General features: G+C 29.1%; 17 protein-coding genes and 1 pseudogene. 12 read left to right on the top strand and 6 right to left on the bottom strand.

Going from position 1 to position 17,753, the window contains the following annotated elements:
- Positions 1 to 10: 10 nt before the first annotated feature.
- The 3 genes from L8X50_RS01140 to gltX all read right to left on the bottom strand — a co-directional run bounded on the left by L8X50_RS01140 (position 11) and on the right by gltX (position 3,550).
- Positions 11 to 676, bottom strand: a complete 666-nt coding sequence (locus L8X50_RS01140) for an MqnA/MqnD/SBP family protein (RefSeq protein ID WP_263660172.1) — start codon at positions 674 to 676, stop codon at positions 11 to 13.
- A gap of 247 nt (positions 677 to 923) precedes the next feature.
- A complete protein-coding gene (locus L8X50_RS01135; RefSeq protein WP_263660171.1) occupies positions 924 to 2,159 on the bottom strand; it encodes a malic enzyme-like NAD(P)-binding protein in 1,236 nt (411 codons plus the stop codon).
- On the bottom strand, positions 2,159 to 3,550 hold the full coding sequence (gene gltX, locus L8X50_RS01130) for a glutamate--tRNA ligase (protein ID WP_263660170.1): 1,392 nt from the start codon (positions 3,548 to 3,550) through the stop codon (positions 2,159 to 2,161). Before gltX ends, L8X50_RS01135 begins: the two co-directional genes overlap by 1 nt.
- A 64-nt stretch (positions 3,551 to 3,614) precedes the next feature.
- Here gltX and L8X50_RS01125 point away from each other — a divergent pair, with 64 nt between their 5' ends.
- Complete coding sequence (locus tag L8X50_RS01125; protein WP_263660169.1) at positions 3,615 to 4,442, top strand: peptidylprolyl isomerase; 828 nt, start codon at positions 3,615 to 3,617, stop codon at positions 4,440 to 4,442.
- Positions 4,443 to 4,460: 18 nt separating this feature from the next.
- Here the strand turns inward: L8X50_RS01125 and L8X50_RS01120 are convergent, their stop codons facing one another.
- The gene (locus tag L8X50_RS01120) at positions 4,461 to 5,792 is read right to left on the bottom strand and encodes an acetyl-CoA carboxylase biotin carboxylase subunit (RefSeq protein ID WP_039619123.1); all 1,332 of its coding nucleotides are present in this window, start codon (positions 5,790 to 5,792) and stop codon (positions 4,461 to 4,463) included.
- Position 5,793: 1 nt separating this feature from the next.
- A complete protein-coding gene (gene accB, locus L8X50_RS01115) occupies positions 5,794 to 6,243 on the bottom strand; it encodes an acetyl-CoA carboxylase biotin carboxyl carrier protein (RefSeq protein WP_039626958.1) in 450 nt (149 codons plus the stop codon).
- Between the two features lie 131 nt (positions 6,244 to 6,374).
- Between accB and dcd the strand changes: the two genes are divergently transcribed.
- From dcd to L8X50_RS01060, 11 genes are read left to right on the top strand one after another with little or no spacing between them, the layout of a single operon-like run.
- Entirely contained in the window at positions 6,375 to 6,935 is a 561-nt protein-coding gene (gene dcd / locus L8X50_RS01110; RefSeq protein WP_012661997.1) for a dCTP deaminase, read from the top strand.
- A gap of 48 nt (positions 6,936 to 6,983) precedes the next feature.
- On the top strand, positions 6,984 to 7,991 hold the full coding sequence (gene pseB, locus L8X50_RS01105) for a UDP-N-acetylglucosamine 4,6-dehydratase (inverting) (protein ID WP_133319776.1): 1,008 nt from the start codon (positions 6,984 to 6,986) through the stop codon (positions 7,989 to 7,991).
- A complete protein-coding gene (gene pseC / locus L8X50_RS01100) occupies positions 7,988 to 9,118 on the top strand; it encodes a UDP-4-amino-4,6-dideoxy-N-acetyl-beta-L-altrosamine transaminase (RefSeq protein ID WP_263660168.1) in 1,131 nt (376 codons plus the stop codon). Before pseB ends, pseC begins: the two co-directional genes overlap by 4 nt.
- 4 nt (positions 9,119 to 9,122) lie before the next feature.
- Positions 9,123 to 10,385, top strand: a complete 1,263-nt coding sequence (locus L8X50_RS01095; protein ID WP_263660258.1) for a DUF4910 domain-containing protein — start codon at positions 9,123 to 9,125, stop codon at positions 10,383 to 10,385.
- Entirely contained in the window at positions 10,382 to 11,155 is a 774-nt protein-coding gene (locus L8X50_RS01090) for an AAC(3) family N-acetyltransferase (RefSeq protein WP_263660167.1), read from the top strand. The genes L8X50_RS01095 and L8X50_RS01090 overlap by 4 nt, the downstream gene beginning before the upstream one ends.
- An 18-nt stretch (positions 11,156 to 11,173) precedes the next feature.
- The gene (locus L8X50_RS01085; protein ID WP_263660166.1) at positions 11,174 to 12,076 is read left to right on the top strand and encodes a class I SAM-dependent methyltransferase; all 903 of its coding nucleotides are present in this window, start codon (positions 11,174 to 11,176) and stop codon (positions 12,074 to 12,076) included.
- 10 nt (positions 12,077 to 12,086) lie between these two features.
- Complete coding sequence (locus tag L8X50_RS01080; RefSeq protein WP_133319780.1) at positions 12,087 to 12,314, top strand: acyl carrier protein; 228 nt, start codon at positions 12,087 to 12,089, stop codon at positions 12,312 to 12,314.
- The gene (locus L8X50_RS01075; protein WP_263660164.1) at positions 12,307 to 13,665 is read left to right on the top strand and encodes a MaoC/PaaZ C-terminal domain-containing protein; all 1,359 of its coding nucleotides are present in this window, start codon (positions 12,307 to 12,309) and stop codon (positions 13,663 to 13,665) included. The genes L8X50_RS01080 and L8X50_RS01075 overlap by 8 nt, the downstream gene beginning before the upstream one ends.
- Position 13,666: 1 nt before the next feature.
- Positions 13,667 to 15,190, top strand: a complete 1,524-nt coding sequence (locus L8X50_RS01070; RefSeq protein WP_263660163.1) for an HAD-IIIC family phosphatase — start codon at positions 13,667 to 13,669, stop codon at positions 15,188 to 15,190.
- Positions 15,180 to 16,244, top strand: a complete 1,065-nt coding sequence (locus L8X50_RS01065; RefSeq protein ID WP_263660162.1) for a beta-ketoacyl-ACP synthase III — start codon at positions 15,180 to 15,182, stop codon at positions 16,242 to 16,244. The genes L8X50_RS01070 and L8X50_RS01065 overlap by 11 nt, the downstream gene beginning before the upstream one ends.
- A complete protein-coding gene (locus tag L8X50_RS01060) occupies positions 16,241 to 16,459 on the top strand; it encodes an acyl carrier protein (protein WP_214100219.1) in 219 nt (72 codons plus the stop codon). The genes L8X50_RS01065 and L8X50_RS01060 overlap by 4 nt, the downstream gene beginning before the upstream one ends.
- A gap of 12 nt (positions 16,460 to 16,471) precedes the next feature.
- Here the strand turns inward: L8X50_RS01060 and L8X50_RS01055 are convergent.
- Positions 16,472 to 17,709, bottom strand: a pseudogene (locus tag L8X50_RS01055) (DUF2920 family protein).
- Between the last annotated feature and the right edge of the window lie 44 nt (positions 17,710 to 17,753).

Genomic DNA, 17,753 nt, shown 5'->3' with positions numbered 1-17,753 from the left:
ATTGTCCTTTTTATAGTATCTTGCTGTTTGCATTAGCTAAAAATTTTTTTAGCGCCTTTTGCTCCTTTGTTCCTATTTTGTAGTAAATTAGCTTTAAATATGCACTAATTTCTTTTTGAGAAAGATTTCTTGACTTAGAATAATCTAGCAAAATATATTGCGGAATGAAAATTTTACTTTTTGTGAAATTTTTCATCATTTTTTTATAAATAGAAAAATTTTTAATACAAGAAAATCGAGCAAAAACAAAAGGTAGTTTTGTCTTTTCATACCATAATTCGCATAAATCAATATAATCTTTTGGATTTTGCAAATAAAGTTTTAAAGCCTTATCACCGATGATAACCTCCCCTTTTTGCTTTAAAACTTTTGCAAGAGCATTAGAAGTTGCAGAGCTTACATCTTCTTTGCTTTCAGATTGTTTTTTCACTAAAACGCTTTTTACCTTTTTGCTTGCGCAAATCCCCACATTTAAGGTTTTGTATTTTTTTCTACGACTTTCAACACTTGAGATAATCGCTGCATCAATGCGTCTAAAATACAAATGGCGATTTAGCTTACTAGGAACCCCTTTTTTGTATTCTGTAGTTTGCTTAACATAGCTAGGAAAAGCTGATTTTTTAAGATAGATATGTAAAGGGAGTAAATTAAGATAATCTATCTTACCAAAAATCATCTCGACCTTTCTATGATTAAGTAAAAATATCCTATTAAAAAATATCTTAAATATAAATTAATTTTATTAAAAACACTAGTAATATCAAATTTATATAATTTAAAAAGAAAAAAAGTAACATTTAAAACATATTTTTTAAATGATTTTTAAAAAATATGTTTTTATAACTCATATAAGCAATAAAAAATAGATAAAATTAAGTTTTATAATAAAAAATTATTTTAAATAAAACTTAATTTATAAAAAATTATTTTAAAATATCAAAATATCTCTGATAATCAAAATTATTTATCAAAGCTACTCCATCTTCAACCGCAGCTTTTGCTACCGCAGCACTAACTACAGCTTTTACTCTGCTATCAAATGGTTTTGGTATCACATAATCTCTACCAAAACTAAGCTCTTCTACTCCATAAGCTTGTTTTACCTCATCAGTTACTTCAAGCTTAGCTAAATCAGCCAAAGCTTTTGCGGCTGCTATTTTCATATTTTCAGTAATTTTAGTTGCCTTTACATCTAAAGCTCCTCTAAAGATAAAAGGAAAACCTAAAACATTATTAATTTGATTTGGATAATCACTTCTACCTGTTCCAACTATAGCATCGTTTCTAACTCTTTTAACATCTTCTGGCATTACTTCAGGTACAGGATTAGCTAGTGCAAAAATCACGGGATCTTTTGCCATACTTAAAATCATCTCATCATCTAAAATCTTAGGTGCACTCAAACCCAAAAATACATCAGCACCTTTTAAAGCTTCTCTTAAAGTGCTATCTTTGGTATCGCTTACAAATTCTAGTTTGTATTTATTTAAATCATCTCTTTGAGTATTAATCACACCTTTACTATCTACTAAAACAATATTTTTAACCCCTAAATTTCTATACATTCTAGCACTTGCAATACCTGCTGCACCTGCACCACTTACCACTACTTTAATATCTTCAAATTTTTTACCACTAATTTCCATAGCATTCATTAATCCTGCTGTAGAAATGATCGCGGTTCCATGTTGGTCATCATGCATTACAGGAATTCCAAGATCTTGCAAGGCAGCTTCTATTTCAAAACATTTTGGTGCTGAAATATCTTCTAAATTAATCCCTCCAAAAGTAGGCGCTATAGCTTTACAAAAAGTAACAATTTCATCTATACTATGAGCATTAATTTCTAAATCATAAGCATTAACATTAGCAAATTTTTTAAACAAACAAGCCTTTCCTTCCATAACAGGTTTGCTTGCACTCGCTCCTATATTACCAAGTCCCAAAACCGCACTACCATCGCTTACTATAGCAACTAAATTAGCTTTATTAGTGTATTTATAAGCTAAAGTTTCATCTTTTGCTATCTCAATACAAGGTTCAGCAACCCCAGGAGAATACGCCAAAGATAAATCATGTGCACTATCCATAGGCTTTCTAGCAACAATATCTACTTTACCACCTAAGTGATATTCTAAAGCCTCTTCTTTTAAATTCATTATTTTTCCTTCATATAATTTAGTAAATTTTTTATCCTAAGTTTAGCCTTTTGCACTCCTAAAAATTCCAATACTTCAAATATACTAGGACTAACCGAGTTTCCTGTGAGTGCGATGCGTATAGCTTGAGCTAGATCTTTTAACTTAAGATTATTTTCTTCTAAGAATTGATTAGTTAATTCTTCAAATTCACAAGCATTTTTTTGCTCATTTAAAACCATAGCGTATTTTTCCAAATAAGTTAAATTTGTAACATTGAGAAATTTATCTACAGCCTTTTGATTATATTCTTTTGGGTCATTTAGTAACACTTTAGCCCCACTAATAATATCATGTAAGGTTTTAGCTCTCTCTCTTAACATATCTAGCAAAAAGCCTGCTTTTTCATACTGACTTAAATCAAATCCTAAATCTTTTAATTGTCTATTGATTTCTTCAAAAGGTAAAGTTTTAATATAATGAGCATTAAGCCATTCTAATTTTTTAAAATTATAGCAAGAAGCACTTTTGTTAATATGATTTGGATCAAAAAGCTCTTGCATACTTTCTAAAGAAAAAATTTCATCATCGCCATGACTCCAACCAAGACGCACTAAGAAATTAAGCAAGGCTTGAGGTAAAATCCCCATATTTTTATATTCCATCACATCAGTTGCTCCATGACGCTTAGAAAGTTTCTTGCCATCTTCACCATGTATCATAGCTACATGATAAAATTTAGGTATTTTAAAGCCTAGTGCTTCATAAAGGACAATTTGTTTTGGAGTATTTGATAAATGATCATCTCCTCTTATAACATCACTCACACCCATTAGTGCATCATCAATTACAACGGTTAAATTATAAATTGGGCTACCATCGCTTCTTGCAATTACAAAATCATCTAAGATATCTTCAGCCTTAAAACTAACCTCGCCTTTAATGCCATCTATAAATTTAATCTCTCCACTTTGTGGTGCTTTTATACGCACCACAGGCTCAATACCACTTGGGGGAGTTCCTTTAAAATCTCTATATCTACCATCATATTTTGGACGCTCTTTAGCTGCTTCTTGCTTAGCTCTTAACTCATCAAGCTCTTCTTTGCTCATATAACAATAATAAGCCTTGCCCTCATCTAGTAATTTTTGAATGTATTTTTTATAAATATCAAATCTTTGGGATTGATACTCAATCATCCCATCATAATCAAGTCCGCACCATTTAAATGCTTCTATAATAGCTTGCGTAGCTTCTTGTGAATTTCTTTTTAAATCCGTATCTTCAATACGCAATAAAAATTTACCCTTATTTTTTCTTGCATAAAGATAATTATATAAAGCTGTTCTAAGCCCTCCTATGTGCAAATATCCTGTTGGAGAAGGAGCGAAACGCGTTGTGATTTCTTGCATATTTTTACCTTTTTTAAATTTTTATTGTTATAATGCTATATTTACACTTAAATAAAGGTTTTATATGAGAAAATTTTTAATATCTTGTTGTTTTGCTGCAAATATTTTATATGCTCAAACCCTTGGTGGTGTAGCAATGGTAGTAGAAAATCAACCTATTACTCTTTATGATATAGAACAAACTATGAAAGAATTAAAAACTAATGACAAACAAAAAGCTATAGCATTTTTAGTAGATGATAAAGTTCAACAAAGTGAAGCTAAAAAGCTAGGAATTTATGTAAGCACTTTTGAACTTAATGAAAAATTAGCCCAAATAGCAAAAGGCAATAAAACTGACATTAATGGTTTGCAAGCAAAGATAGAAAAAGATGGTTTAAGTTTTGAAGTTTTTAAAAACAAAGTTAGAAAAGATCTTGAAAGAGAAAAACTTTATAGAAGCATAATGCAAAATGCAAAAATCAATATTGATGATGAAACACTAAAACATTTTTATGAAAGCAATCTTGATAAATTTAGCACTTTTTCAAATATAGACTTAGTTGTTTATAATTCTACCAATCCTGAACTTTTACAACAGCTTGCACAAAATCCTATGTATAAAAATTCTCAAATTAAATCAAAAGCCATTAGTTTAAACGCAGCTAGTTTAGATCCAAGATTACTTGCTTTGTTAAATAATACAAAAATAGGAGAATTTACTCCAGTGTTAAATGGCGAAAATGCTTATATAGTGTATTTTGTAAAAGAAAAATATGGTAAAAATCCTATCGAATTTGATTTAATCAAAGATCAAGTTAGCAATGTCTATACCCTAACTCAAAAAGAACAAGCCTTAAAAAATCATCTTGATAAAATAAGAGCAAATGCTCATATAGAAGAATTAAGATAGGTTAAAACCTATCTTCAATTAATGTCTTGAAAGATAATTTGTATCATAATTATTATTGATAAAATCTGCATTATCCATCATCGCTAAATGAAAATCCTTGGTTGTTTTTATCCCACCTACAATAAGCTCTTGCAAGGCTATTTTCATTTTAGCTATAGCTGTGTTTCTATCTTCTCCCCAAACGACTAATTTTCCAATCATAGAATCATAATATGGAGGCACACTATAATCTTGATAACAATGGCTTTCCATTCTTACATTGCGTCCTGCAGGAGCTACATATTTTGTGATTTTACCTGGGCAAGGTAAGAAAGTTTTAGAATCTTCAGCAGTAATTCTACATTCTATAGAATGACCTTTAAGTTTAATTTCTTCTTGTTTTGGTAGAGGATACCCTTCTGCTACTTTAATCATAAGCTCGATAATATCTACCCCGCTTACCATCTCACTCACACAATGCTCAACCTGCAAACGCGTATTCATCTCGATAAAATAAAAATCTAAATTTTTATCCACTAAAAACTCAAAAGTTCCCGCACCCTCATAATCAATAGCCTTAGCAGCTTTAACTGCTGTTTCATGAAGTCTTGCTCTTGTTTTTTCATCTAGTAAAATTGCAGGAGATTCTTCTATAAGTTTTTGATGGCGTCTTTGCATAGAGCAATCTCTCTCACCCAAATGTATCACATTTCCAAAGCTATCTCCTATGATTTGCACTTCTATATGGCGTGGGTTTTGGATGTATTTTTCCATATACATAGTTCCATCACCAAAAGCACTCATCGCTTCACTTTCTGCTGACCAGTAAGCTTTTTCTAAATCTTTTTCATCTTCAACTACACGCATACCACGGCCGCCACCACCTGCTGCTGCCTTTAAAATCACAGGATAGCCTATTTCTTTAGCAAGTTTTTTTGCTGCTTCAACCCCACCTAAAGCCCCATCGCTTCCTGGGATTACAGGCACACCTGCTCTTTGCATTACTTGTTTTGCTTTACTTTTATCACTCATTAGTGCCATAGCAGCTACTGAAGGGCCTATGAATTTGATATTATGTTTTGCACAAATTTCAACAAAATTTTGATTTTCACTTAAAAATCCATATCCTGGAAAAATCGCATCCGCTTCACTAATTTCAGCTGCACTAATAATAGCTGGGATATTTAAATAGCTTTCTGAACTTCTAGCATTTCCTATGCAAATACTCGCATCAGCATATTTTAAATACAAAGCATCCTTATCTGCAGTAGAATACACACAAATTGCTTTTTTTCCCATTTCTTTTACAGTTCTTAAAGCTCTTAATGCAATTTCTCCACGATTTGCTATTAAAACTTTTTTAATTTCCATTTTATAATTTCTCCACCACAAATAAAGGCATACCAAATTCTACAGGCTGGCCATCTGCAACTAATACTTCTACTATCCTACAATCATATTCAGCTTCGATTTCATTCATAATTTTCATCGCTTCAATAATTGCTATAGTACTTCCTTTTTTGATAGTTTGTCCTGCTTTAGCAAAAGGTGCTGCACCTGGGCTTGGAGCTTGATAAAAAGTACCTACCATAGGGCTATTGATAGTCGGTTTGTTAGAAGAGTTTGAGCTTGCTTTGGTTTCATTAACTACATTTACATTAATTGGCTGTGGAGCTGGAGCAACAGGAGCTGGAGCTGGTAATTCACAACACATATCTCTTTCAAGTTCTATTTCAAATCCATCTTGTTCTTTTATTTTAATCTTGCTTATATTTGCTTCTGCAAAAAGTTGCATTAGTTCTTTGATTTCTTCTTTTGTCATATATTCTCCTTAATTTATAAGACTTAATTTATAATTATATATAAAAATACTAAAAATAACTTCAATTATTTATTTTTTACTTTTATTTTAAGATATAATTTAAAAATTCACTTTAATTATAAAGGACAAAAATGGGCTTAAAAGCGGATAATTGGATCAAAAAAATGGCATTAGAGCACAATATGATAGAGCCATTTTGTGAAGCAAACATAGGTAAAGGTATAGTTAGTTATGGGCTTTCAAGCTATGGATATGATATAAGAGTTGGAAGAGAATTTAAGATTTTTACTAATGTAAATTCCACCGTTGTAGATCCTAAAAATTTTGTAGAAGAAAATGTAGTAGATTTTGTAGGCGATGTATGTATAGTACCTGCAAATTCTTTCGCGCTTGCAAGAACAGTTGAATATTTTAAAATGCCAAATGATGTTTTGGCTATTTGTCTTGGCAAAAGCACTTACGCAAGATGTGGCATTATAGTAAATGTAACCCCTTTTGAGCCAGGTTTTGAAGGACATATCACTATAGAAATTTCAAACACAACCCCACTACCTGCTAAAATTTATGCTAATGAGGGTATAGCTCAAGTTTTATTTTTACAAGGAGATGAGCCTTGTGATGTAACATATGCTGATAAAAAGGGTAAATACCAAGCTCAAACAGGTATAACTTTACCAAGAATTTTAAAATAATTTTATTTTCAACCGATATAAAAACTTAGTCAAGTAATAGGAAAATATATGTTTAATGGAAAAAGCATTTTAATCACCGGTGGCACAGGAAGTTTTGGAAAAACTTATACTAAAACTTTACTTCAAAAATACAAACCTAAAAAAATCATCATTTATTCAAGAGATGAGTTAAAACAATTTGAAATGGCAAGAGAATTTAATGATGATTGTATGCGTTATTTTATAGGCGATGTAAGAGATAAAGAAAGATTGAGTATAGCAATGAAGGATGTTGATTTTGTCATTCATGCAGCTGCTATGAAACATGTGCCAATTGCAGAATATAATCCAATGGAATGTATAAAAACTAATATCCATGGAGCACAAAATGTAATCGATGCGTGTTTGGAAAATAATGTAGAAAAATGTATCGCTCTTTCAACCGATAAAGCATGCAATCCTATTAATTTATATGGAGCTACAAAGCTTGCAAGTGATAAGCTTTTTGTAGCAGCAAACAACATCGCAGGAAATTCTCATACTAAATTTAGCGTTACAAGATATGGTAATGTAGTAGGTTCAAGAGGATCTGTCATACCATTTTTTAAAAAACTCATCAATGAAGGTGCTAAAGAACTTCCTATCACGGATGAGAGAATGACAAGATTTTGGATATCCTTAGAAGATGGAGTTAATTTCGTGCTGAATAATTTTGCCTATATGCATGGAGGAGAAATTTTCGTACCAAAAATTCCTTCTATGAAAATCGTTGATTTAGCTAAAACTATGGCTCCTAATTTAGCTCATAAAATCATAGGTATAAGAGCAGGTGAAAAACTACATGAAATTATGATTTCAAGTGATGATAGTCATTTAACTTATGAATTTGAAAATTATTATGCCATTAGCCCAAGCATTCAATTTAATAACACTAATGTTGATTTTAGTATAAATGCAAAAGGACAAAAGGGTAAAAAAGTTTCTAATGGCTTTTCTTATAGCTCTGATAATAATCCATCATGGATTAGCCAAGAAGAGCTTTTAAATATAATAAATCATACAGAGCTTGAAAAATGATAACTTATTCTCATCAAAATATTGACGAACAAGACATACAAGTAGTTTGTGAGGCTTTAAAAGATGATTTTTTAACCGGTGGAAAAAAGGTTGAAGAATTTGAACAAGCCCTTTGTGAATATGTAGGTGTAAAATATGCTTGCGTGCTAAATTCAGCTACTTCTGCTTTACACCTTGCATATTTATCTTTAAATGTAAAAGATAAAATTGTCTTAACAACCCCCATTACCTTTGCTGCGACTGCAAATGCAGCTTTAATGGCAGGTGCTAGGGTTGAGTTTATAGATGTAAAAAGCGATGGAAATATTGATGAGAAAAAACTTGCTTTAAGATTAAGCCAAGATAGCTCTAATATAGGAGCAATTTGCGTGGTTGATTTTGCGGGAAATAGTGTAGAAATGGATGAAATTTTAGCCTTAGCTAAACAACACAGCATCCCACTAATTGATGATGCAAGTCATGCTCTAGGTGCTATTTATAAAGATCAAAAAGTAGGTTCTATGGGGGATTTGAGCATATTTTCTTTTCATCCGGTTAAACCTATCACAACCTTTGAGGGTGGTGCGGTTGTTAGCAATGATGAGGAATTAATCTCAAAAATTAAGCTTTTAAGAAGTCATGGCATAGTCAAAAAAAGGCTTTGGGATAGTGATATGATTGAACTAGGCTATAATTATCGTTTAAGCGATGTAGCTTGTGCTTTGGGTATAAATCAACTTAAAAAACTTGATAATATGCTAGAAAAAAGAGAAATCATCACAAGTTTTTACGATAAAGAATTTGAAAAAAATCCTTATTTTAGCACTATAAAAATCAAAGATTATAAAAAAAGCTCAAGACATTTATATCCTATTTTGCTTTTTCCTGAGTTTTATTGCCAAAAAGAGATTATTTTTGAAAAATTATTAAATTTGGGCATAGGTGTACAAGTGCATTATAAGCCTACTTATGAGTTTAGTTATTATAAAAACTTATATGGAAATTTATTCTTAGAAAATGCGGATAATTTTTATAAAGCTGAACTTAGCATACCTGCTCATCAAGAAATGAATTTAAAAGAAGCACAATTTATTAAAGATAGTTTATTTAAGATTTTAGAAGAAACTAAAAAGGCTTGTTGTGAGTAAAGGTATGTATGAGCTAGCTTGTGAGCTTTTTCCTATATGCAGAAGTATTACCGGGAAAGGCTTTAGACAAAGCTTAAAAATACTTGATGAAGCTATGGGGGGGGGTATATTAAAAATTCATTCTATAGCAAGCGGGAGCAAAGTGTTTGATTGGGAAGTGCCTGCTGAATGGGAGATAAACGATGCTTATATCATCACTCCAGATGGAGAAAAAATTTGTGATTTTAAGCAAAATAATCTTCATGTGTTAAACTATAGCACAGGCATAGACACAGAGCTTGATCTAGCAAGCTTACAAGAGCATCTTTACTCTATAGAGGATATGCCTGATGCCATACCTTATGTGACAAGCTATTATAAAAGGTGTTGGGGGTTTTGTATAAAACACAAAGATAGAGTTAAATTAAAAGAAGGAAAATATAAAGTTTTCATAGATGCAAAGCACCATGAAAATGGAGTTTTAAACTATGCTGATTTACTCATACCTAGCACGCAAGAAACAAAAAATGAAATTTTAATTTCCACTTATCTTTGTCATCCATCTATGGCAAATAACGAGTTAAGTGGTCCTGTGGTAGCTGCATTTTTAGCTAAATGGCTTTTAGAACTTAAAGAGAGAAAATATAATTATCGTTTTGTTTTTGCTCCTGAAACTATAGGGAGTATAGTTTATCTTAGTAAACATTTAAAGTATTTGCAAAAACACACTAAAGCAGGATTTGTACTCTCTTGCATAGGTGATGATAATGCTTACTCACTCATTCACACTCCAAGTGAAAATACCCTAGCAGATAAAGTAGCTTTGCATACCTTAAAAGAAAAAAATAATTTTAAAGAATTTAGCTTTTTAGATAGAGGAAGCGATGAGAGACAATACTGCTCTCCTTTGGTAAATTTACCCGTAGTTGGAATTTGTAGAAGCAAGTATCTAGAGTATAAAGAATATCATACTAGCAAGGATGACTTAAATTTCATCAGTAAAGAGGGATTGCAAGGTGGCTTAAAAGCTATGCAAGAAATCATTATGAATTTAGAGGTTAATGAAATTTATCAAAATACGATATTTTGTGAACCAAATTTAGGCAAAAGAGCCTTATACCATACTATCAATACTTCTTCAACCAATGATATACCAATATCATGTAATTTTTTAGCATATTGTGATGGTAAAAACGATGTTTTAGATATAGCCTCAAAACTAAACATGCAAGCTTATGAATTAAAAGATTTAATAGAAAAATTAAAATTTCACGGATTGATAAAATGAAATATTTTTTAGAATACAATGATAAAAAATACTCTAATGTAGATTTAATAGAAGCTTTTAAAAAACTTGGTATTAAAAAAGGCGATATTTTGTGTGTGCATAGTGAACTTTTTAATTTTGGCACACCCTTGCTTCCTAGAAATGAATTTTTACAAACTATATTAGATTGTTTTTTTGAAGTTATAGGTAAAGAAGGTACTTTAATCATGCCTACATTTACTTATAGTTTTTGCAAAAATGAAGTTTATGATAAATTAAATTCTCCTACAAAAATAGGTGCTTTAAATGAATATTTTCGCAAACAAATAGGAGTAAAACGCACTAATGATCCTATATTTTCCTTTGCTGTAAAAGGAGCTAAAGAAGGATTATTTGATACTCAAAATTTATCTTGTTTTGGAGAAAATTCTGGATATGACATTTTAACAAAAAACAACGGCAAAATAATTTATTTTGGATTAGATTGGGCTCATACTTTTATACACTATATAGAAGAAAAATTTAAAGTAGATTATAGATACTTTAAAATATTTCAAGGAATAATAAAAGATGAAAAAAAAGAATACAAAAAAGAAATACAATACTATGTAAGATATTTTGATAGACAATCGGAATTAAATTTAGAAAAAATAAATATAATTTTAAATAATGCTAATATATTCTCCAAAATTCAATTTGGAGGTGGTATTATTTCATATATCAATACAAATGATTTTGAAAGAATAATTATAAGCGAACTAAAAAAAGATAAAAATATATTAGTAAACTAAGTTTATATAGGAAAAATTATGCTAGAAAATACAAAAGAATTATTTAAGCTAATAGAAGAAAAAAATCCACTACACAAAAAATGTTTAGATGGATTACAACTCTCTAAAGAAGAATATGAAGATTTAGAAAAGCTTATTGTTTATTACAAAGATACACTAAATATTACTTTAGAAGAACAAGCTCAAAGCTATATAGTTGTATTAAATGATACTTTAGAAGAAACTAGATATTTTATAGAATTTGGAAAATATAGATATAGCACTTTAGCAGAAGTAGAAAATATGGTGTATTTTAATGAAAACTATATGAAGCAATACATGGTGGGTCTTGCCATATCTTCTTTTATATGGAATGCTCATGTTGAGGTTAGAAGATATTTTGCTAAGTATATAGATGAAAAACAAAATCAAGAAAATACCTATCTTGAAATAGGACCAGGGCATGGTGAGTTTTTTGTTAAAGCCCTAAGAAGTCAAAAATTTAAAGAATATTTTGGTATTGATATATCTCCTATAAGTTGTCAAATGAGCAAGGATATGGTAGAAAATCAGTTTGGCAAAATAAATACTAAATGCGAATTTATATGTAAAGATTTTACCAAATGTGAGTTTAACAACAAAGCTGATTTGGTAGTAATGGGAGAGGTTTTAGAACATGTTGAACAACCTTTACAATTTATGAAAGATGTAAAAGCCTTATTAAATGATAATGGAGAAATCTTTGCGACTATACCTATCAATGCTCCTGCAATTGATCATATTTATTTATTTTCTCATCCTGATGAAGTTAAAGAATTACTTAATAAAGCAGGATTGAAAATCAAAGAATGTGAATATTTTATGGCGAATAATTATTCTTTAGAAAAAGCACTAAAAACAAAAAACGCAATAATCATGACAGTAATACTTACAATAAAATAAAGGGAAATATATGGAGCAAAAAATTTATGAGATACTATCTAATATATTAGAGATTGAAGTAAATAATAAAACAAAATTTAGTATGCAAAATTGTGAAAATTGGACCTCGCTATCACATATTGACATCATAATGAGTTTAGAGGAGGAATTTGAAGTTAAATTTGATAAAGACATTCTTGTTAAATTAAATTCGCAAGAAGAGATTATTAAGGAAATAAAAAAAATAAAAAATGCATAAAGTCGACCAAAGATATTTAGAAATTTTTTCATATACTAGTGGAGATTTTAACCCTATACATCTTGATGAAGAATTTGCAAAAAATTCGTATTTTAATGGTCAAATTGTATATGGAATATACCAATTATTCCTAACTATAGAATTTTTTTTAAAAAAAGAACACAAACATACAATTAAAATAAAAATAATTAAATCAAATTTTATAAATCCACTTTTTAAAAATCAAAAATTTAAAATTATCAAAAAATACCAAAAAAACAATGTGTTAAAATACGAAATCATTGATAAAAATCAAATTTTCTCAAAAATAGAATTTGAGATTGAAAATGAAACTAAAATAGAAAGTATTTTTTTAAAACATATAAAATTTAAAAAAAATAAACCAAATAATATCAAGTTACTACAAAATAAAAATTATGGCGAGGAATTAGATTACAACAAAGAACTTTTCAAGAAACTTTTTCCGCTGTGCTCTGCGTATTTAAATTCTAGAAATATAGCTGTTTTAATAGCTAGCACGCGCTTAATTGGAATGAAAATTCCAGGTTTAGATAGTATTTATTCTAGTTTAAATTTAGACTTTTCAGAATGTGACACAAATAACAAACTATTATTTAATTTCAAAAAACATCACAACATAGAATGTTACATGATAAACATTTTAAGTCCCTGCAAAGGAAGCATTAAAGCATTTATCAGACCTCAATTAATAAAAAACACAACTTATTCGTCATTAAAAGTCAAATATTCTAATTTGCAAAAAACAAATTTTTTCACAAATCAAAAAGCTTTAATTATAGGTGCAAGTAGTGGTTTTGGAAATGTATGCGCCAAATTATTAGCTCTTGGAGGCGCTACTATTATAGCTACCTATAATTCAAACCATCCAAGCGAAACAATTCCAAATTGCACTTTTATACCACTTGATATTTTAAATGTTAACAAAAATTTTATAGACACTATTAAAAAATTCAATCCTACTCATATATATTATTTTGCTACACCTAAAATTTCTTCTCAAAATAGTCAATTTAATAAAAAAATGTTATATAATTTTATGCAATATTATATTTTTGCATTAGATAAAATCTTAAAATATATTAATCCAATTTTAATTTTTACTTCTTCTTCTTCTTTTGTTGATGATTTACCTTTAGATATGAAAGAATACAGTATGGCAAAAGCTGCAATGGAAGTGTTTATAAAATACATTGAAAAAACTAAAAACATACAAGTCATAATGCCAAGATTTCCAAGAGCAAAAACAAATCAAACTTTAAGTTTGATACCTCAAGATTTAAAAGAAGTGGATGAGCTTTTATATCCTGAATTGCTTAAAATAAGGAGCTAAAATGAATCTTTTTTCACCAAATTTAAAAAGAAATGATCTCATAAAACTTAGCAAGGAAAATCATTATAAAAAAATTACTATTAATGTTTTTAGAAATCACTCTTTTGAAGTGATTTCAAGCATACTAAATGCATTTTTAGCCTTTAGTAAATTAAAGGCTGAATTTAACATAAGCTCTTATGATGATAGTTTAAGTTATGATAATTTTCAAAAAGCAGATTTAAACATCATATTTATAGATTTAAACAATTATAAAAAAAATGTAGATGATTTTATCAAAGAAAAAATACAAGAACTATCAAGCATTAGCAACGCTCCTATCATCACACTTTTACTTGGCGATACAAGCTTAAAAGAATATAGTATTTGCAAAATACTAAAGCCCTTTTTAGATGAAAATCTCATCATAGATGATAGTAATTTTGAAATAAATGCAAGCAGACTTAGTAATAAAGCTTGTGTAAAATTAGCCCAAATTCTAGGACTAAAAATCCTACCTAGCTTCTTGCAACCAACTTTAAAAGCAATCATCATAGATCTTGATAATACCTTATACCAAGGAATTTTAGGCGAAGATGGCATTGAAAATCTTACTTTATCTAGCAATCATAAAGCCTTACAAAGTGAGCTTTTAAATTTAAAAAATCAAGGTTTTTTACTCGCCATCGCTTCAAAAAATGAAGAAGAAGATGTAAAAAAACTTTTTTCACAAAGAAAAGACTTTTTATTACAACTTGATGATTTTAGTATGATCAGGGCTAATTGGAAAAGTAAAGACGAAAATATTAAAGAAATTGTAAATTTTTTTAATATAGCTTTTGATAGTGTGCTATTTATTGATGATAATATAGCCGAAATTGAAAATGTATCACACCTTCATATTAACACCTTACTAGCTGATGAAAATAGTGCTTATAGTTTAAAGCTCTATCCTAGACTTTTAAAAACAAGCTTTAGCAAAGAAGATGAGTTAAGAAGTGCTGATATTAAAGCAAATTTACAAAGACAAGAGCTTGGCAAGCTTAATCCTAAAGAATATTTTGAAAAATTACAAATTTGTTTGAAATTTCATATCAACCACGCAGATGAACTTGAAAGAATTTCACAACTACTTAATAAAACTAATCAATTTATATCAAATTACTCAAGATTAAGCTTAAAAGAATGTGAAGAATTTATGCAAAAACATGCTATTTTGACTATAAGCATGAGTGATAAATTAAGTGATAGTGGCATTATAGCAATTTTTTTAGCTTATAAAGATGAAACAAATTTAATCATAAAAGATCTTTGTATAAGCTGTAGAGCCTTAGGAAGAAAGCTTGAAAAAAATATGCTATATAAGGCTATAGAGTTATTACATGTGCATTTTAATACAAAAGAATGTATTTTATACTTTCAAAAGGGTGAAAAAAATATGCCATTTTTAGAATTTTTATATAGTTTAAATGCAAATATAAAAGAAAATTTTACTCTAATCCAAAAAGAAATGATAAATTACGAAGGACTTATAATTGAAAGCTAGTTTTAATAAAGCCAAAATAGCAGGCATAAGCGTTTGCGTGCCTAATAAATGTATAAATATAGATGATTGCTTAGAAGATGTTTTTCAAAATGATGTCAAAATGCTAAAAAGAATGAAAAAAATTTCAGGCATACAAGAAAGATTTATCGCTGATGAAAATATTAGCACAACAGATTTAGCCTATGAAGCAAGTATAAATTTATTTAAAATGCTCGATTTTGATAAAAATGAGCTTGATATGGTGATTTTTGTTACTCAAACACCTGATTTTTTTATGCCATCATGTGCAAACTATCTTCACAAACGATTAAATTTAAAGCCTCAAACCATAGCTTTTGATGTAAATCAAGCGTGTTCGGGGTATTTATATGGCTTATTTATAGCTTTTTCTTTTTTAGAAAATCAAAATGCAAAAAATATTTTATTAATTTGTGGTGATACTTTAAGTAAAACCATAAATCCTTTGAATGCAAATTTAGCTCCAATCTTTGGCGATGGAGTAAGCGCAACACTCATAAGCTGTGCAAATGAAAAATCTTTTTTTAAGCTTTATTCTAATGGAGAAGGTTTTGATAAACTCATCATACCTAATAGAGCTTTTGCTAAACTTGATGAGAGTAAAAGCTCCAATAAAGAAATATTTCAAACCAATAAGCATAGAAGCTTAGATAATCTTTACATGGATGGGGCTGAAATTTTTAATCAAGCGCTTAATCTTGAGAGCCAAAGCATAAAAGAAATGCTTGATTTTTGTGAAAAAGATAAAGATGAAGTGGATTATTTTTTATTGCATCAATCCAATCAATTTTTAGTTGATTCTATTATAAATGACTTGGGTATTGATAGCTCTAAAGCACCAAATTTTTTGATGTCAAAATATGCTAATTTGAGCGCTTGCTCTTTACCTGCTTTACTTTGCGAAATACAAAAAAATGATTTTAGTGCCATTTTAAGTGCTTTTGGCGCTGGATATGCCTGGGGGAGTGCTTATATAAATTTTGATAAAAACTTTAAAACCGATACAATTTCAATTTATAAAGGAGAAAAAAAATGACTAAAGAAGAATTATTAGAAGCTATTAGCGAAGCTATGCATATGGATGAAACACTAAAAGAAGATATGATTTTAGATGATATTGATGAATGGGATAGCTTAGCTTTTGTATCTATCATGGTACTATTTAAAAACTCACTTGGTAAACAAATTAGCGGTGATGATCTTAAAAAATGTGAAAAAGTAAGCGATCTTTTAGCTTTAGCTGGTGTTTAAACAAATATTTGTTTAAACCCTTTCCACACTTAAAACAATCTGCTCATTTTCCTTTTTAAAAGTATATATTAAATCATCACACTTATATGAGATTTCTTTTTTACAAGTTTTGTCTTTTAAAGGCTCTTGTAAAATTTGCGGTAAGTGTTTTTTTATAAGTAGTTTTATAGGTATACCCATACCATGAGTTAAGTCTTTAATAAATTTGCCATCTATTTGTTTTTCATCTATAACTTTTATAAATTCAACATCAAGTCCATGTTCTTTTAAGATATTAACATATTCTTCTTTTTCTTCTAAAGGAACATATTCATCAAATTTAGAATGATAAGCAATATATTTTGGATTTGGATATTTTGCTTGTATATTTAGATGATCTTTATTTAGTGTTTCTCTAATGAGTTTTCTAGCAGGTGAAAAATAATAAGGGGATTGTTTGTTTGTAGTCCATAGTGTTTTTTCACAACAACACAATCTTATATTTTGAAAGAAATTAAAAGTCGCAACCGAATAATACTCAGTATAATCAACTTCTTTTCCAAAACCTATAACTCTCCATAAATTAGTAAGACTAACATGAGAAGAATTATCTATTACAACATCAACAAGCCAAGGAGCTATTTTTGCACATAAATTTGCTAAATAACCTCCATGAGACGATCCGATTAAAATATGCTTTATACCCCCCCCATAGCTTTAAAAGGAGAATTTTTTCTAATATATAAAAGAGCATTTAGTATATCTGTTGCTTGCATGATGCCAAAATTTTGATATTCGTTTTTAGTAGGTCGTAAACTCGCACTTAAGTCTAAATAATACTTTTTATCAAACCTCCAAGCGTCTTTCTTTTTTTGAATTTCTTTATTAAGATATTCCATAGCAGGATGAAATTCTTCAAAAGTATTAAGTTTTGATATATCATAAGGAATTTCTATGTCAATAGCTTTTAAGCTTGCATCAAAAATAAGTTTATCAATATCATCTAAATACCATTGTGCTCCAGTTTGAGGACGATTACCTATACCATGATAATTTACACTCAAAACTGCTACATTGTAATTTCTAGCACAATAATCACTTATATAATAAATGCTTTTTATATCACTGCCAATACCGTTTATAACGCAAACAATGGCCTCTATTTCTTTACTATCATCATAAGTTAATTTAAATTCTAATTTACTTTCTCTTTTTATATTTAATTCTACATCATCACAAGAGTCTATGAAATAAGTTTCATTTTTTAACATTTAAAAAGCCTTTGCTAGTTTTAGATATATTTTATCAAACAATC

The sequence above is a fragment of the Campylobacter sp. CNRCH_2013_0898h genome, assembly GCF_025772965.1.
GTDB lineage: Bacteria > Campylobacterota > Campylobacteria > Campylobacterales > Campylobacteraceae > Campylobacter_D > Campylobacter_D lari_D.
Note: the sequence above shows the minus strand (reverse complement) of the source record. Positions and strands in the feature narration are given on the sequence as shown.

Coding starts and splice junctions, on each gene's coding strand:
- L8X50_RS01140 (WP_263660172.1), bottom strand. CDS start 676: ATGATTTTTGGTAAGATAGATTATCTTAATTTACTCCCTTTACATATC.
- L8X50_RS01085 (WP_263660166.1), top strand. CDS start 11,174: ATGCTAGAAAATACAAAAGAATTATTTAAGCTAATAGAAGAAAAAAAT.
- L8X50_RS01080 (WP_133319780.1), top strand. CDS start 12,087: ATGGAGCAAAAAATTTATGAGATACTATCTAATATATTAGAGATTGAA.
- L8X50_RS01125 (WP_263660169.1), top strand. CDS start 3,615: ATGAGAAAATTTTTAATATCTTGTTGTTTTGCTGCAAATATTTTATAT.
- L8X50_RS01090 (WP_263660167.1), top strand. CDS start 10,382: ATGAAATATTTTTTAGAATACAATGATAAAAAATACTCTAATGTAGAT.
- accB (WP_039626958.1), bottom strand. CDS start 6,243: ATGACAAAAGAAGAAATCAAAGAACTAATGCAACTTTTTGCAGAAGCA.
- pseB (WP_133319776.1), top strand. CDS start 6,984: ATGTTTAATGGAAAAAGCATTTTAATCACCGGTGGCACAGGAAGTTTT.
- dcd (WP_012661997.1), top strand. CDS start 6,375: ATGGGCTTAAAAGCGGATAATTGGATCAAAAAAATGGCATTAGAGCAC.
- L8X50_RS01070 (WP_263660163.1), top strand. CDS start 13,667: ATGAATCTTTTTTCACCAAATTTAAAAAGAAATGATCTCATAAAACTT.
- pseC (WP_263660168.1), top strand. CDS start 7,988: ATGATAACTTATTCTCATCAAAATATTGACGAACAAGACATACAAGTA.
- L8X50_RS01060 (WP_214100219.1), top strand. CDS start 16,241: ATGACTAAAGAAGAATTATTAGAAGCTATTAGCGAAGCTATGCATATG.
- L8X50_RS01075 (WP_263660164.1), top strand. CDS start 12,307: ATGCATAAAGTCGACCAAAGATATTTAGAAATTTTTTCATATACTAGT.
- L8X50_RS01135 (WP_263660171.1), bottom strand. CDS start 2,159: ATGAATTTAAAAGAAGAGGCTTTAGAATATCACTTAGGTGGTAAAGTA.
- gltX (WP_263660170.1), bottom strand. CDS start 3,550: ATGCAAGAAATCACAACGCGTTTCGCTCCTTCTCCAACAGGATATTTG.
- L8X50_RS01120 (WP_039619123.1), bottom strand. CDS start 5,792: ATGGAAATTAAAAAAGTTTTAATAGCAAATCGTGGAGAAATTGCATTA.
- L8X50_RS01095 (WP_263660258.1), top strand. CDS start 9,123: ATGTATGAGCTAGCTTGTGAGCTTTTTCCTATATGCAGAAGTATTACC.